Annotated in this window: 17 protein-coding genes; 15 read left to right on the top strand and 2 right to left on the bottom strand. The window is 44.0% G+C overall.

Features of this window, described 5'->3' with window-relative positions:
* Positions 1-53 precede the first annotated feature (53 nt).
* The 4 genes from ADU22_RS20845 (at position 54) to ADU22_RS20830 (ending at position 4,583) form a co-directional block, all read left to right on the top strand.
* Complete coding sequence (locus ADU22_RS20845) at positions 54-1,178, top strand: conserved virulence factor C family protein (protein ID WP_053363891.1); 1,125 nt, start codon at positions 54-56, stop codon at positions 1,176-1,178.
* A 914-nt stretch (positions 1,179-2,092) separates the two neighbouring features.
* Complete coding sequence (locus ADU22_RS20840) at positions 2,093-3,229, top strand: glucose-1-phosphate adenylyltransferase (RefSeq protein ID WP_053363890.1); 1,137 nt, start codon at positions 2,093-2,095, stop codon at positions 3,227-3,229.
* Between the two features lie 85 nt (positions 3,230-3,314).
* A complete protein-coding gene (locus ADU22_RS20835) occupies positions 3,315-3,749 on the top strand; it encodes a BrxA/BrxB family bacilliredoxin (RefSeq protein WP_046524233.1) in 435 nt (144 codons plus the stop codon).
* Between the two features lie 57 nt (positions 3,750-3,806).
* Complete coding sequence (locus tag ADU22_RS20830) at positions 3,807-4,583, top strand: class I SAM-dependent methyltransferase (protein ID WP_053363889.1); 777 nt, start codon at positions 3,807-3,809, stop codon at positions 4,581-4,583.
* 163 nt (positions 4,584-4,746) lie between these two features.
* Here the strand turns inward: ADU22_RS20830 and ADU22_RS25465 are convergent, their stop codons facing one another.
* A complete protein-coding gene (locus ADU22_RS25465; RefSeq protein WP_286132348.1) occupies positions 4,747-4,872 on the bottom strand; it encodes a hypothetical protein in 126 nt (41 codons plus the stop codon).
* A 163-nt stretch (positions 4,873-5,035) separates the two neighbouring features.
* Between ADU22_RS25465 and ADU22_RS20825 the strand changes: the two genes are divergently transcribed.
* A complete protein-coding gene (locus ADU22_RS20825; RefSeq protein ID WP_053363888.1) occupies positions 5,036-5,614 on the top strand; it encodes a YpjP family protein in 579 nt (192 codons plus the stop codon).
* Between the two features lie 15 nt (positions 5,615-5,629).
* Here ADU22_RS20825 and ADU22_RS20820 read toward each other — a convergent pair whose 3' ends face one another.
* Complete coding sequence (locus ADU22_RS20820; RefSeq protein WP_053363887.1) at positions 5,630-5,875, bottom strand: hypothetical protein; 246 nt, start codon at positions 5,873-5,875, stop codon at positions 5,630-5,632.
* Positions 5,876-6,060: 185 nt separating this feature from the next.
* Here ADU22_RS20820 and ADU22_RS20815 point away from each other — a divergent pair, with 185 nt between their 5' ends.
* The 10 genes from ADU22_RS20815 (at position 6,061) to ADU22_RS20770 (ending at position 13,612) form a co-directional block, all read left to right on the top strand.
* Positions 6,061-6,762, top strand: coding sequence for an anthrax toxin lethal factor-related metalloendopeptidase (locus tag ADU22_RS20815; RefSeq protein WP_053363886.1), 702 nt, complete (start codon positions 6,061-6,063; stop codon positions 6,760-6,762).
* Between the two features lie 85 nt (positions 6,763-6,847).
* Positions 6,848-7,642 (top strand): thymidylate synthase, encoded by a 795-nt coding sequence (locus tag ADU22_RS20810; RefSeq protein WP_053363885.1) that lies wholly within the window; start codon positions 6,848-6,850, stop codon positions 7,640-7,642.
* Positions 7,639-8,127, top strand: a complete 489-nt coding sequence (locus ADU22_RS20805) for a dihydrofolate reductase (RefSeq protein ID WP_053363884.1) — start codon at positions 7,639-7,641, stop codon at positions 8,125-8,127. The genes ADU22_RS20810 and ADU22_RS20805 overlap by 4 nt, the downstream gene beginning before the upstream one ends.
* A gap of 106 nt (positions 8,128-8,233) precedes the next feature.
* Positions 8,234-8,965: a lysophospholipid acyltransferase family protein gene (locus ADU22_RS20800; protein ID WP_053363883.1), complete on the top strand. Its 732-nt coding sequence runs from the start codon at positions 8,234-8,236 to the stop codon at positions 8,963-8,965.
* Between the two features lie 132 nt (positions 8,966-9,097).
* Positions 9,098-10,363 (top strand): threonine ammonia-lyase IlvA, encoded by a 1,266-nt coding sequence (ilvA, locus tag ADU22_RS20795; RefSeq protein WP_053363882.1) that lies wholly within the window; start codon positions 9,098-9,100, stop codon positions 10,361-10,363.
* Between the two features lie 175 nt (positions 10,364-10,538).
* Positions 10,539-10,742, top strand: coding sequence for a twin-arginine translocase TatA/TatE family subunit (tatA, locus tag ADU22_RS20790; RefSeq protein WP_046524241.1), 204 nt, complete (start codon positions 10,539-10,541; stop codon positions 10,740-10,742).
* A gap of 120 nt (positions 10,743-10,862) precedes the next feature.
* Positions 10,863-11,621, top strand: a complete 759-nt coding sequence (gene tatC / locus ADU22_RS20785; RefSeq protein WP_053363881.1) for a twin-arginine translocase subunit TatC — start codon at positions 10,863-10,865, stop codon at positions 11,619-11,621.
* Positions 11,622-11,761: 140 nt separating this feature from the next.
* Positions 11,762-12,013 (top strand): DUF2535 family protein, encoded by a 252-nt coding sequence (locus ADU22_RS20780; protein ID WP_053363880.1) that lies wholly within the window; start codon positions 11,762-11,764, stop codon positions 12,011-12,013.
* Positions 12,014-12,102: 89 nt separating this feature from the next.
* Positions 12,103-12,945 (top strand): DegV family protein, encoded by an 843-nt coding sequence (locus tag ADU22_RS20775; RefSeq protein WP_053363879.1) that lies wholly within the window; start codon positions 12,103-12,105, stop codon positions 12,943-12,945.
* A gap of 91 nt (positions 12,946-13,036) precedes the next feature.
* Positions 13,037-13,612: an SCO family protein gene (locus ADU22_RS20770; protein WP_053363878.1), complete on the top strand. Its 576-nt coding sequence runs from the start codon at positions 13,037-13,039 to the stop codon at positions 13,610-13,612.
* Positions 13,613-13,699: the final 87 nt, after the last annotated feature.

Raw genomic sequence — 13,699 nt, 5'->3', positions numbered from 1 at the left:
AACCCGCCAAATTTCAATATGATGGAATTGATATTCAACAAAGGGGTGGAACCATGAAAATAACTTCAATTGAACCAACGCCAAGCCCGAATACGATGAAGGTCAATCTGGATGAAGAGCTGCCCATGGGTAAAAGCAATAATTACAAACAAGATAATAAGGAAGGTGCCCCGCAGGTTATCCAAAAGATCCTTGAAATCGAAGGGGTCAAGGGAGTTTACCATGTAGCAGATTTTCTTGCTGTTGAAAGAAATGCAAAGTTTGACTGGAAAGTAATTTTGCCAGAAGTTAGAAAAGCGTTTGGCCAGGAAGATGGCAAGGAAGCGGAAGAGTCTGTGAAAGTGGACGAACATTTCGGCGAAATCAAGGCCCAGGTTCATATGTATAAAGGTGTTCCAGTCCAAATCAAACTGACGGATGGAAACGAAGAGAAAAGATATGCGCTTCCGGAAATATTCGCCAAAGCTGCAATGGAGGTTCAGGGACCTGAAGATAATCTCGTCATGGTCAGGCGCTGGAAAGATTTTGGTGTCCGTTATGGCGAATGGGACCAAATCGGCGAAGAGATGAAAGAAGAGATTATGGCTGCCTATCCGCCTGAGCGGCTGAAAGAGCTTATCAACCAGGCAAAGAGTCCGGAGCAGCGGGCTGTTAGTCAAAAGAGGGTGCCAGTCAGTCTGGATGACCTTGAACATCCTGACTGGCGGAAACGTTATCAGCTGCTGGAACAGATGCCTGACCCGACAGTAGATGACCTTCCTCTTCTTGGAAAGGCATTGGGAGATGAAAAAGCATCCATCAGGCGCTTGGCAGCAGTCTATCTTGGCATGATAGAGGACCCTGAAGTCCTGCCGTATTTATATAAAGCCTTGAAGGATAAAAGTGTAACTGTGAGAAGGACAGCAGGAGACTGCCTCTCCGATCTCGGCTTTTCGGAAGCAGCGGAAGCCATGGCCGAGGCATTGAAGGACAATAGCAAGCTGGTCCGTTGGCGCGCAGCCATGTTTTTGTATGAAGTGGGAGATGAAAAGGCGCTGCCTGCCCTAAAATCGGCAGAAAATGACCCCGAATTCGAAGTCAGCCTTCAAATCAAGCTAGCCATTGCCAGGATTGAACATGGTGAAGAAGCTAAAGGGTCCGTTTGGAAACAGATGACGGAAGCACGGAAAAAAAGTTGAAAATGAGGGGAGTACATCCCTATTAAGGACGCGAATGACGGATTCGCGTCTTTTTTATTGTCTAGGAAATTATAAAGTTCCATACTTGTGGATGATTGTTCGGTAAATGTTGCTATACCCTGCCATGAAATCGCAAATATCGTTTTCTAATTGTGGAATATTTGGTTGATTGTGGGGGCAATCTTGCATAAGTGCTTGGTTAAAAAGAGGAACTGGGCGAGTTTATATTCAAAAATGAGCCCTCCTAATTCGATTTGAGCCAATCCTACATCGAAAAGGAGCTATTTTGCTAAAGGTATACCCACCTGTGTATCGTATAATACGAGTACTAGGATTAAACATTCATTTAATACTAGTAAGGGTTAATATAATGCTGGTAAGTCGGGATTTAATGCTGGTAAGAGTAGAGATAATGCGAGTACAAGGTTTATAGCAGCGAACTTAATGCTAGTAGTAGCATTAAATGGACCAGGTATCGGCGTTTAAACCGAGTACTAGCAATTACGCTGTCTCTGTAAAATTGGTGCCTGACCCTCGCTACAGTAATGTATTAACGCATTAAATGGTGCCTGCCCCMGCCTATGTTAACGTAGTGGGGGGGCAGGCACTTTTGTTCTGGAAAAGGTCCTCTGCTTATCAAGACTAAAGCCTTAATTTATCTTGGTATTTCGACAATCCGCCCGGTTTAACGATGAATAACCTTCTTGCTATTAGGCTGAAAGGCAGCATAACAAGAGAATGTTGTCGTTCCCTCCATCTTTTCGTCGACTGCTTTCAATTTATAAATATACAGAATTTTGTTAAAGTAATAAGAACATAGAACTCTGCCCAAATTCGGAGTTGCCGTGAACGAAGTGGCCTTTATTTTAAGTCGGAATGGTATCAACACATAAAATCTTTCCAAAGGAGTTTTTATGGCAAAAAAAGAGATTATTACCTTACTGTTGGCGGGAGGAAGAGGCACAAGGCTGAGGAAGCTCACAGAAAAAATCGCAAAACCCGCCGTGCCTTTTGGCGGGAAATATAGAATTATAGATTTCGCATTAAGCAATTGCCGAAACTCGGGCATGGATACAGTTGGCATTCTCACCCAATACCAGCCGCATACACTCCAAAACTATATCAGCAACGGGGAAACCTGGGATTTGAACCGCAGGAATGCAGGTATAACTTTTTTGCCGCCTTTCCAGTGTGATGACATGGACAGATGGTATGAAGGAACAGCTCATGCCATTGCACAAAACCGTCAGTTCATTCAGTCCCATGAACCTGAATATGTGCTGATCATATCAGGAGACCACATTTATAAAATGGATTACAACTGTATGCTGGAGGTACATATTGAAAAAGGGGCCGATGTGACGATACCTGTGGTACGTGTTCCGTGGGAGGAAGCGGAAAGGTTCGGAATCATGAACGTTGACCATGAATCCGGGCAGATTCTCGATTTTGTTGAAAAGCCGCTCCACCCCCAATCCAATCACGCTTCAATGGGAATCTACATTTTTAATTGGAAAACACTTTGCCATATTTTTGAACAGCTTGATGGGGACCCTGAATCCTTCAGCGATTTCGGGAAGGATATCATCCCATTTATGCTTCAGCAGAATTACCGCCTTTGCGCTTATGAGTTCAATGAGTACTGGAAGGATGTCGGAACGGTTCAAAGTTATTGGGAAGCCAATATGGATTTGCTGAGGGAAACAACTTCGCCGATCCTGCATCGCAAGGAATGGCCAATCTATACGGCCGGCACGACATTGCCTCCTGCTTATCTGGATGAAGAATCATATATAAAACAGTCGCTCATCAGTGAGGGCTGCGAAATTTTCGGTGATGTTTTGAGTTCCGTCCTTTCTTATGGCGTGAAGGTAGGCAAAGGTTCGCTGGTTAAAAATTCGGTCATTCTGCCTAATGCCGTAATTGGAGAAAATATTCTGATAGAAAATGCTGTTGTTGGAAGTGAGGTTTTGATTGAAAACGGCAGCGGGTTTGAAGCTTTATCGGAAAGCGTCATGTTTGTTGAAGGGAAAACCATTATAAAACAATGATGGCACCAGTGATGCCTTCTCTTGATTGCATTGCAGCAAAAAAGATAGTATGCTAACACTGCAACTAAAGATGGGAGGGATTCTTATGTCCATGGCTTATGAAGAATATATGAAACAGATAGTGAAGCCGATGCGTGAGGAACTAGTAAATGCAGGCTTTAAGGAATTGCTGACACCTGAAGAGGTTGAACAGTATGTTGAAAATGCTGAGGGCACCACTCTAGTGGTTGTAAATTCAGTTTGCGGATGTGCCGCAGGCCTTGCCCGTCCTGCTGTTACACAGGCGGTACTTCGGAGCGATAAGGCGCCTGATCACCTTGTCACTGTCTTTGCAGGCCAGGAAAAGGAAGCTACTGCAAAAATGCGTGAATACTTCACCGGCCTGGAGCCTTCTTCTCCTTCCATGGCTCTCCTAAAGGGTAAGGAAGTTGTACATTTCATTCCCCGGCACGAAATTGAAGGACATTCCATGGAAGAAATCCTGGATAATTTGAGTGCGGCATTTGAAAAGCATTGTTAAGGGAACTCGCCAATCGGCGAGTTTTCTTTATCAAGTAGAATATGCGGGTTTAAAATCATGATTGTCACAACGGCTGGAAGAACAAATAATGATATGATCAGGGCAGCCGAACAGATAGCCCTTGCGCTGGACAGCCCATATGTTACCCGGAATAAACGATCCGTTCTGCAGTTGATGGAGTCGGTACAGGATGATTGCCTGGTGGTTGGGAAGAACAGGCTAGAACTGTACCCCCGCGGTGAGGATGAGCCATTCTTCTTTCATCCCAATTCAGCCATGTTTCGGGTTAAAAGGTTATTAAAGGGAGAAAGAGACCCCTTTCTGGAAGCTTCAGGCTTCGGGGAAGGCATGAGCTTGCTGGATTGTACACTGGGGCTGGGCTCTGACAGCATTGTGGCCAGTTTGGCCGCAGGAGCTGGCGGCAAGGTAACTGGTGTGGAAGGCAATCCTGTTTTAGCTTATATTGTAGCCGAGGGCTTGAGGTCCTGGAACTCTGGGTTACCGCCCATGGATGAAGCAATGAGAAGAGTGTCAGTTGTTCAGGGTGAGGCACTTTCTGTTCTGGAGAGAATGGATGGAGCCAGTATTGACTGTGTGTATTTTGACCCCATGTTTGAAGAGAGCATCCTTGAATCGGACGGAATCAGGGGCCTCACCAACTTTGCACTGAATGAAACATTGACAAAGGAAATGATGGACCATGCTCTCCGCATTGCAAGAAAACGGGTGATCCTGAAAGATCACTACCGCAGCAGCCGCTTTGAACACTTTGGCTTTAAAGTCTTCAGGCGTAAAAGTGCAAAATTCCATTTTGGCGTCATTGAAAAACCCTGAAAGAAATGTCTTCAGGGTTTTTCAATCGTCTCCGCTTTTCTTTTTCCAGCTCCGCCTCCTAGCCCCTTGGGACATATGCCATTCCCCGCCAGAAGTCAAAGAAGACTTCTTCTGGAGACTGTCTTATGCCTGTCTGGGCTGGGCAATCGTCTCCGCTTTTCATTTAATCCACAATGGCAAGATATACAAAATAAGCCAGCATAACCATGCCGATGGCAGCTGCAATCCATGTCATTTGCTTTCCCCCTCGCTTTATTGGGTCATCTTTGTACATTATGTATATATCCATATAACTACCTTAAATACATATTAACCGTTATAAATAAAAATAAACCTTTTGCCCAGTGGCACATGAAAGCGGTATAATAATCATGTAAGTAGAAATGATTATTCATATAATGATAGATTAACCTAAATTGGCAAGGGAACTTTGTTGCACGGGGGGAAAGAAAATGCCGCTATGGCTGAGAAAATCACTCGTCGTTTTGATATCCATACTGACTCTTGGAATGGTTTCGCCTTCCCAGGCGTCTGAACTGCTGCCGTCACAATCCAAAGGCGGTGATATGGCTGATGCCATGCGGGCACCTGCCGTAAGCCAGGATGGGCAGGTTGATGAAGAGGATCACCTGGAAAGTTTTTTGGAGAGAGCTATGAAAGAGGCAGAAGAGCAATCGCTGGAGAAGTTTGGCACCCGCATCGGCCCTGTGATCGAAGATGAATTCAGACAAATTATACTTCCAAATATTGAAAAAGCCATTGTCTCTGTGGCAGAACAATTTCCGGAAGAAGAATTGGCAAACCTGTCCATATCGGAAATGCCTGGAGGGGGAATGTCCGAGAAAATCTTTCATATTTATGGTCCGGACCAAAAGGATATAATCCGGTTCCATGTAAGAAGGGACAGGCCGCCGCACGAAGGATATTGGTTCAATTTTCATTACCATACTCATCATGACAGTTTTCAGACTCATTTTAATCTTGGCTCCATCTACTGGGCTAAAAATACTCCCCCAAAATGGAGAACCTAACCAGCCATAAGCTGGTTAGGTTTTTTTTCGTCTAAATACCGCATTGCTCATTAGAGACAGTACGCAACAAAAAATAAAATATGCAGCCATAATGGTTATAATCCATAGTTTCAAAGGGTGCAGGAAAGTGACTGGAATCAAGGGAAGAAGAATGAGGCAAAGGAAGAAATCTGCTGCAACAAGCTTTCCTGAGGCAAGCACTTTAAGAACGAACTGGAGATCGGATGAGGACTCTTTATGTGGCGGCCATTTTGATTTCATGGTTCTTTTCACCTACTTACATATGCTACTGAACTATATGCGTTTTAGGCCTGAAGTGTGAGGAAACATCCCCTTCTTCCTTATTATGTAAGTTGATAGAAGGCTTCTCCAGCTTATTTCCAGTATGATATAATTTTAATAGATTTACTCCATGCAAAAACATCTTAATTTAAGGGAGACCAGAAATGCGCCATTTGACCCAGTTCCTCCTTTTTTTCTTCATGATATTTTTGCTTCCGGGAAGCCTCCATGCCAATGTGAATGGCATTCCTCTTAAACTATACCCTCAGCAATCCTTGCTGATGGATTCTTTGAATGTGGAACATAGCGATTATCTTGGGGATATTTTTTTAGTGCCTGAAGGAGATTTTAATCATCGGGAATCGGCGGAAATGATTGTCAGAATTGACCGCCTTCCAACAGAACTGCTAAGGAAAATCGTTGAACAGGACATAAAGATTGCCCTGTTCGAAGGAAAACTTACAGATAACCCGTCTGCACGGGACTTAAAAGGGATCACGCCGCGAGGATATGCCAGTGGTAAAACCTGGGATGAAGTTCCCGGAGTAGGAGGTTCAAGGCTGGTCCTCGTCAAGATTGGCAGCAGCGACAAGGGGCAAGGCCATGGTTCTGTCAATCTTGAACTCCATGAATTGGCCCACTCGGTTGACCGCCATGTCTATGGCCTGATCAGGGAAGATCCGCAATTTTTGGAGATTTGGAAGAAGGAGAGCAAATTCCTGTTTCCTGGAAAGGCTTATTTCCTCGATTACCCCGAAGAATACTTTGCAGAAACCTTTGCCATGTTCTATCTGGACGGCCATCATAAGAAGCTCTTGAAAGATGTGGCCCCTCAGACTTTCAGGTATATTGAGGCACTGGATTAATGTCTGATGGCTGCGGCACTTTGGTTGTCGCAGCCATTGCTTTGCTTTAAAATAGGAAAGACTGTTATTTAAGGTGGTGCTTTTTTTGAAACAATATTTGGACTTATGCAAACATGTTCTTGATGAAGGGACAAGGAAGGAAGACCGTACCGGCACAGGTACCATAAGCACGTTTGGTTACCAGATGAGGTACGATTTGAGCGCAGGCTTTCCTTTGGTTACAACGAAAAAACTGCACTTAAAAAGTATTATTCACGAACTTCTATGGTTTTTAAATGGAGATACGAATGTTAAATACCTTCAGGAAAATGGAGTGCGGATCTGGAATGAGTGGGCGGATGAAGATGGAGAGCTAGGGCCGGTTTACGGGCATCAGTGGAGGTCCTGGCCAACTCCAGATGGAGGGAGCATCGACCAAATTTCCAACTTGATCCACCAGATTAAAAACAACCCCGATTCAAGAAGGCTGATTGTCAGCGCCTGGAATGTATCCGATGTAGATCATATGGCTCTTCCGCCCTGCCACTGCCTATTTCAGTTCTATGTGGCAGATGGAAAACTGTCATGCCAGCTCTATCAGCGGAGTGCTGACATTTTCCTTGGAGTTCCATTTAATATCGCATCATACGCCCTATTAACAATGATGGTAGCCCAGGTATGCGACCTTCAGCCAGGCGAGTTCATCCATACCCTTGGGGATGCGCATATCTATACAAACCATGTTGAACAGGTAAACCTGCAGCTGGACAGGGAGCCAAGAGCATTGCCAAAAATGAAGATGAACCCGGAAGTCAAGGATATTTTCGGTTTCAAGTTTGAAGATTTTACGCTTGAAGGCTATGACCCTCATCCGCATATAAAAGGAGCCGTGAGCGTATGATTTCCTTAATCTGGGCCATGGATGAAAATCGTGCCATTGGAAGGGATAACCAGCTGCCGTGGCATTTGCCGGAGGATCTCAAGTTTTTTAAAAGGGTGACAATGGGCCACCCAATCGCAATGGGCAGAAAAACACATGAGTCCATCGGCCGGCCGCTTCCAGGCCGTGAAAACATCATCATCACACGGGACCGTGACTATAAGAGTGAAGGGTGCACCATCCTTCATTCGGTTGATGAATTGCTTCACTATCATGATTTGCATAAAGAAGAACTCTTTGTCATAGGCGGTGCTGAAATCTTTAAAGAAGTGCTTCCCCATGCGGACCGTCTGTATGTGACAATGATTCATGAGCGTTTTGACGGCGACACCTTCTTCCCGGTGTTCCATATGGATGCCTGGGAACTTGAAACACGCGAAAAGGGAATAAGGGATGAGAAAAATCCGTACGATTATGAGTTCCTGATCTATAGGCGGAAGAAATAAGACAGCAAGTGTGCTGTCTTATTTTTTTATAAGTAACAGTTTACGCAGCTGTCAGGCTTGTATATCAGCTATAATAGTTTTCGACTGAAATTAAGGGGGGAGCATCATGATTCGATTGATCGTGTTTTTTCTGTATATGAGCGGGTTACTGGTTTACAGCATCCCAAGATTGAAAAAGATGAAGAAACTTCCAATGGATATGTTAGTCCATGAAAGGGACTTAAAGGTTCATGAAACCCCTCAGCAATGGTCCAGGACGATTATGAAAATTACTGGTTCCAGGGTGGCCTTTTCCGGAGAGGAGCATTTGCCGGATGGACCGGTGCTGTTTGTCAGCAACCATGAGGGGGATTTTGACATACCTTTGCTGCTGGCTTATGTGAACAAACCATTTGGGTTTATTTCCAAGGTTGAAGTAAAAAAGGTGCCCGTTCTGTCTTCCTGGATGGAGACGATGAATTGTGTGTTTTTGGACAGAAAGGACCGGCGGAAGGCAATAATGTCCATACGGGAAGGGACGGAGCTATTAAAGCAGGGGCATTCCATCCTGATTTTCCCCGAGGGTACCAGGAGCAAAGGAGGGCCAATCGGCGAGTTTAAAACGGGCGGTTTAAGGCTCGGAAGGGATGCGGGGGTGCCAATTGTTCCTGTTTCCATCCAGGGAACAGCTGACATATTTGAAAAGAATGGCAGGCTGGTAAAGCCGGCGATCGTCTCCATTGCCATATGCCCTTCGATTCCGTTTGAGGACTATAAAAATAAAGATCTTAAGGAAGTGGCCGCCGAGGTTAAAGCAGCAATCATTACGGCTCAAAAAAACAGCAGCATGGCGCCCTGACTTCTTGCCTGCACATAATTCTGTGCAGTTTTTTTATTAATGAATTAGTAAAAATATTAAAAAACTTTTATCGGTTAACACGCTTATATGTTATAATGTACAAATTAATCAACTATAAAGTGAGGGTGCTGTATGGAACAGAGAACAGTCATAAAAAAATGGGTGCAAGTAGAAGATATTTTGATAGCTTACAGGCATCTGAAGGAAATTGTTGCCCATACACCACTGCAAAAAAACGAACGGCTTTCCGAAAAATATGAATGCAATGTATATCTGAAACGGGAGGACCTGCAGCATGTGCGTTCTTTCAAGCTTAGGGGAGCTTATTATTCGATGAAGCTTTTGAGCGAGAACCTGGAAAATGGAGTTGTTTGTGCGAGTGCGGGGAATCATGCCCAAGGGGTAGCATTTGCATGCCGGCAGCTGGGGATCCACGGAAAGATTTTTGTTCCTGCTACCACACCTGGCCAGAAGGTCAGCCAGATTGAAATGTTCGGAAGGGAATTTGTGGAGATCATTCTCTCGGGAGACTCCTTTGACGATGCCTATAATGAAGCAGTTGCCTGTTCAGATCGGGAAGGGAGAGCTTTTATTCACCCGTTTGACGATGAAAAGGTAATCGCTGGGCAAGGCACGGTTGCTGTGGAAATCATGAATGATTGTGAAGAGCCGATTGACTACATTCTTGGCAGCATTGGCGGCGGAGGCTTAATGTCTGGAGTGGGGACTTTTATTAAGAGTGTTTCTCCCGGAACGAGGGTTATTGGAGTTGAACCGGCAGGCGCTGCTTCAATGAAAGCATCAATCCAACAGGAGAAGGTATTCCCGCTAAGCCAGATTGAAACGTTTGTAGATGGTGCCGCCGTCAAGTGTGTTGGCCAAAAAACATACGAAATTTGCCGGGAATTGCTCGATGATATTGTGGTTGTGCCGGAAGGGAAAGTGTGTACATCCATCCTCCAGCTTTACAATGAGCATGCCATTGTTGCGGAGCCGGCTGGTGCGCTTCCTATTGCTGCCCTGGATTTCCTTAAGGAGGAAATTAAGGGAAAGACGGTCGTCTGTGTAATAAGCGGGGGGAATAATGACATCAGCCGAATGCAGGAAATCAAGGAACGATCCTTGCTTCACGAAGGCCTCCTGCACTATTTTATCGTAAATTTCCCGCAGCGTGCCGGGGCTTTGCGTGAGTTTCTTGATGATGTTCTTGGGCCGCAGGATGATATTTCCCGATTTGAATATACGAAGAAACATAATAAGGAAAGCGGGCCGGCCCTGGTGGGAATAGAGCTTAAGGATAAAGATGAATATCCAAGACTGATTGCCAGCCTTGAAAAGAAAGGTTTTGCATTCCTTGAACTTAACAATAATAACCAGTTGTTTAATTTACTTGTATAATAACTATAATAGAGATAGAATCGAAATTATGTTAAAGAAGTAAGAAATATCACATAGCGGAAAACTTTTTTGTTTTTGTGAAATTATCATGAACAATTATTTTATTGCTCCACAAAGGGCAGTTAATGCACTATAATCATAGTAGATTCACAAATTGAGAAGGAGATGTTGATCCATGCTATCAAACATCGGTGTCCCGGGATTAATTCTAATCCTTGTTTTGGCCTTAATCATCTTTGGACCAAAGAAACTCCCCGAGATTGGACGTGCATTCGGGCAAACGCTGAAAGAATTTAAGAAATCCACTCGTGAGTTAACCAGCGACGTAATGGACGATATTGAGGAAGAGAAAAAGGAAATCCAAAAAGCGCTCAAATAAGGTGTAGGATAATTTATCTTGCACCCTTTTTTCTGAAATGAAGGGGATCAAAAAAGCTACAGCGCATATTCGGTGCTGTAGCTTTTCTAAATAAGCATTCTTGTCTGGCAGGGGAGAAATATGGAAGATAAAGAATTAAATGTAGTAGACCATCTGGATGAACTAAGAAAAAGGCTGATGATAAGTGTCGCTGCCTTTCTTGTATTTTTTATCGTCGGGTTCCTTTTTGTAGAAGATATTTATCGTTTTTTTGTTCAGGACCTGGACATAAAACTGATTGTCCTGGGACCCAGTGATATCGTTTGGATTTATTTCATGATTGCCACTGTGATCGCCATTGCTGGAACCATACCAGTCCTGGCAACCCAAATTTGGCTGTTTGTTAAACCGGCATTGAAGCCAATAGAGCAAAAAGTGACTTTGTCTTATATTCCTGCACTGTTCATTCTGTTTGTTGCCGGTCTATTGTTTGGATATTTCGTCATTTTCCCGATTGTACTTAATTTCCTGATTGAATTGAGCGCCGACATGGTTGTGACGAATTTTACAGCGGATAAGTATTTCCGGTTTGTTTTAAACATGACAATTCCCTTCGGCATTTTGTTCCTGATGCCGGTTGTGACAATGTTCCTTACATCCCTGGGCGTTATTAATCCCTTTGTCCTTTCGAAAATCCGCAGATATGCCTACTTTGTGCTTGTTGTAGTGGCGGTGGTAATCTCTCCTCCAGATATCATGTCCGATTTTCTGGTGACAGTACCGTTATTATTCCTGTATGAAATCAGCGTCAATCTATCAAAGATCGTATATAAGCGGAAACTTAAGAAAGAGAAAGAATGGGAAGCGGAAAATGGCTACGCCGAGCAGGATAGCCAGTAACGTTGATAAAAAGCCTCCAGGGTACCCTGAAGGCTTTTTATCATAGAAGAAAAAAATTATTGAGAGCGCATAAATAGACACAATTCGATATGGTAATAAGGTATAATATAATCAAACGGGATAAAAAGAGGATTGATATTTTGTTATACAAGAGCCTGGAGTTCAAAAATACTGTTGGACAGAAGGTTAAGGTGAAGGAAATACCTGTATTGGAGAAAAGAAACCCTCATTATTTCTTGATTCAAGTCCGTTTGCAAACTTTTATTTCAGGCATTTACTTTGATGAAAATGCCAAAAAGACATACTCTTTCAGAGAATATTTAAAAAGGGTCCTTAAGTGGCCCGTCTACGAGCAGCTTTTCCAAAGTGCCGAATTGAAGAATAATGCATAAGCGATGGGCGCCAAACAGGCGCCTTTTGTTTTGTTCCTATTTTAAGAACATGTATAATTGAATAGAAAGCAGATAGGGGTGTGATCTATGTGAATAAGATAAAGGTTGTTACGGATTCAACGGTGGACCTAAGCGAAAATGTCATAAAAGAGTACGATATACATATTGTTCCGCTGTCCATTTCCATTGATGGCGAGCATTTTTTGGACAGGATTGAAATTTCTCCCCAAGAGTTCATGGATAAGATGAAAGCTTCAAAAGAACTGCCAAAAAGCTCCCAGCCGTCAGCCGGAGAGTTCCTGGAAGTATATGAAAGCCTGGCCGACCAAGGCTATTCAGTCATTTCCATCCACATGACGGGAGGCATGAGCGGTACTGTCCGCTCAGCGGAAAGTGCAGCGGGCATGACGAAAGCAGACGTCACGGTGATTGATTCCCGTTTTATTTCAAAAGCCTTGGCCTTCCAGGTAGTTGAAGCTGCCAGGATGGCAAAGGAAGGCCGCAGCTTGGAGGATATAGTTGCAAGGCTGGAAGAAGTAAGGGAGAACACACGCCTATATGTAGTTGTAGACACTCTCGAAAACCTGGTGAAGGGTGGAAGAATCGGGAAAGGCAAGGCGATGATTGGCTCCCTGCTGAATATCAAGCCGATTGCTTCTCTTGAAGGCGGCGAATATACTCCAGTCTCAAAAGCGCGCAGCTATTCGCAAGTGGTAAAGTATCTAGTTAGCCGTTTTGTTGAAGATACGGAAGGACGGACCATCAAAGGAGTCGGGCTTGTTCATGCCGCCGGGATGGAACTGGCTGCCAGGCTCAAAGAGGCAATCGCTGAAAAGGCGGGCTACAGTGACATACAAATTGAGGATACAACCCCAATTGTCAGTACGCATACAGGGCCTGGAGCCATAGGCTTCATGTATTTTTTTGAATGATAAGGAAACAAGCCATTAGCCTTTCCTATCATGAAGGTCTTTGCTAGAATGAAGAGGTAGCAAGATATAGAGAGGTAGCGGGTGAAGTGAAATGAAAAAGTTGTTATCGGCCTTTGTGATGATAAGTGCCTTACTATTGGCTGGCTGCGGCCAGCAGGGAATTGTGGACGCATTGGAATGGCCGGTGGAAGAGTTTGAATTTGTGAACCAGGAAGGTCAAAACTTTGGGCTTGACGACCTGGAAGGGAAAATTTGGGTAGCGGATTTCATTTTTACAAATTGCCCGGATATCTGTCCGCCCATGACGGCGAATATGCTAAAACTTCAGGATATGGTCAAGGAAGAGAATCTTGGCAACGTCCAATTCATCTCCTTTAGCGTCGACCCTGAAGTGGATAAGCCAGAGACACTCAAGGAATTTGGCCAGCGTTTCAGCGTGGATTTTTCCTCCTGGAATTTCCTTACTGGCTATTCGCAGAAGGAAATAGAGACCTTTGCGATGGATAACTTTAAAACCATTGTCCAAAAACCTCAGAATGGGGATGCGGTCATTCACCAATCCTATTTTTACCTTGTGGACCAGAATGGGCAGATCATGAAAAGCTATTCGGGCTTAAATGACACTCCCTTCGAAGATATCATCAAGGACATCAAAACACTTCAATAGGCCTCTCTGAGGTCTATTTTTTTGTATACTGCCATAATGCTTTCTCTGTGTCAGGGAAAGTTGCTGCATGCTATAATAAAAAAAGAA

The organism is Bacillus sp. FJAT-27251 (genome assembly GCF_001273925.1).
Classification (GTDB): Bacteria; Bacillota; Bacilli; order Bacillales; family Cytobacillaceae; genus Mesobacillus_B.
This window is presented reverse-complemented; position numbering and strand designations above follow the sequence as displayed.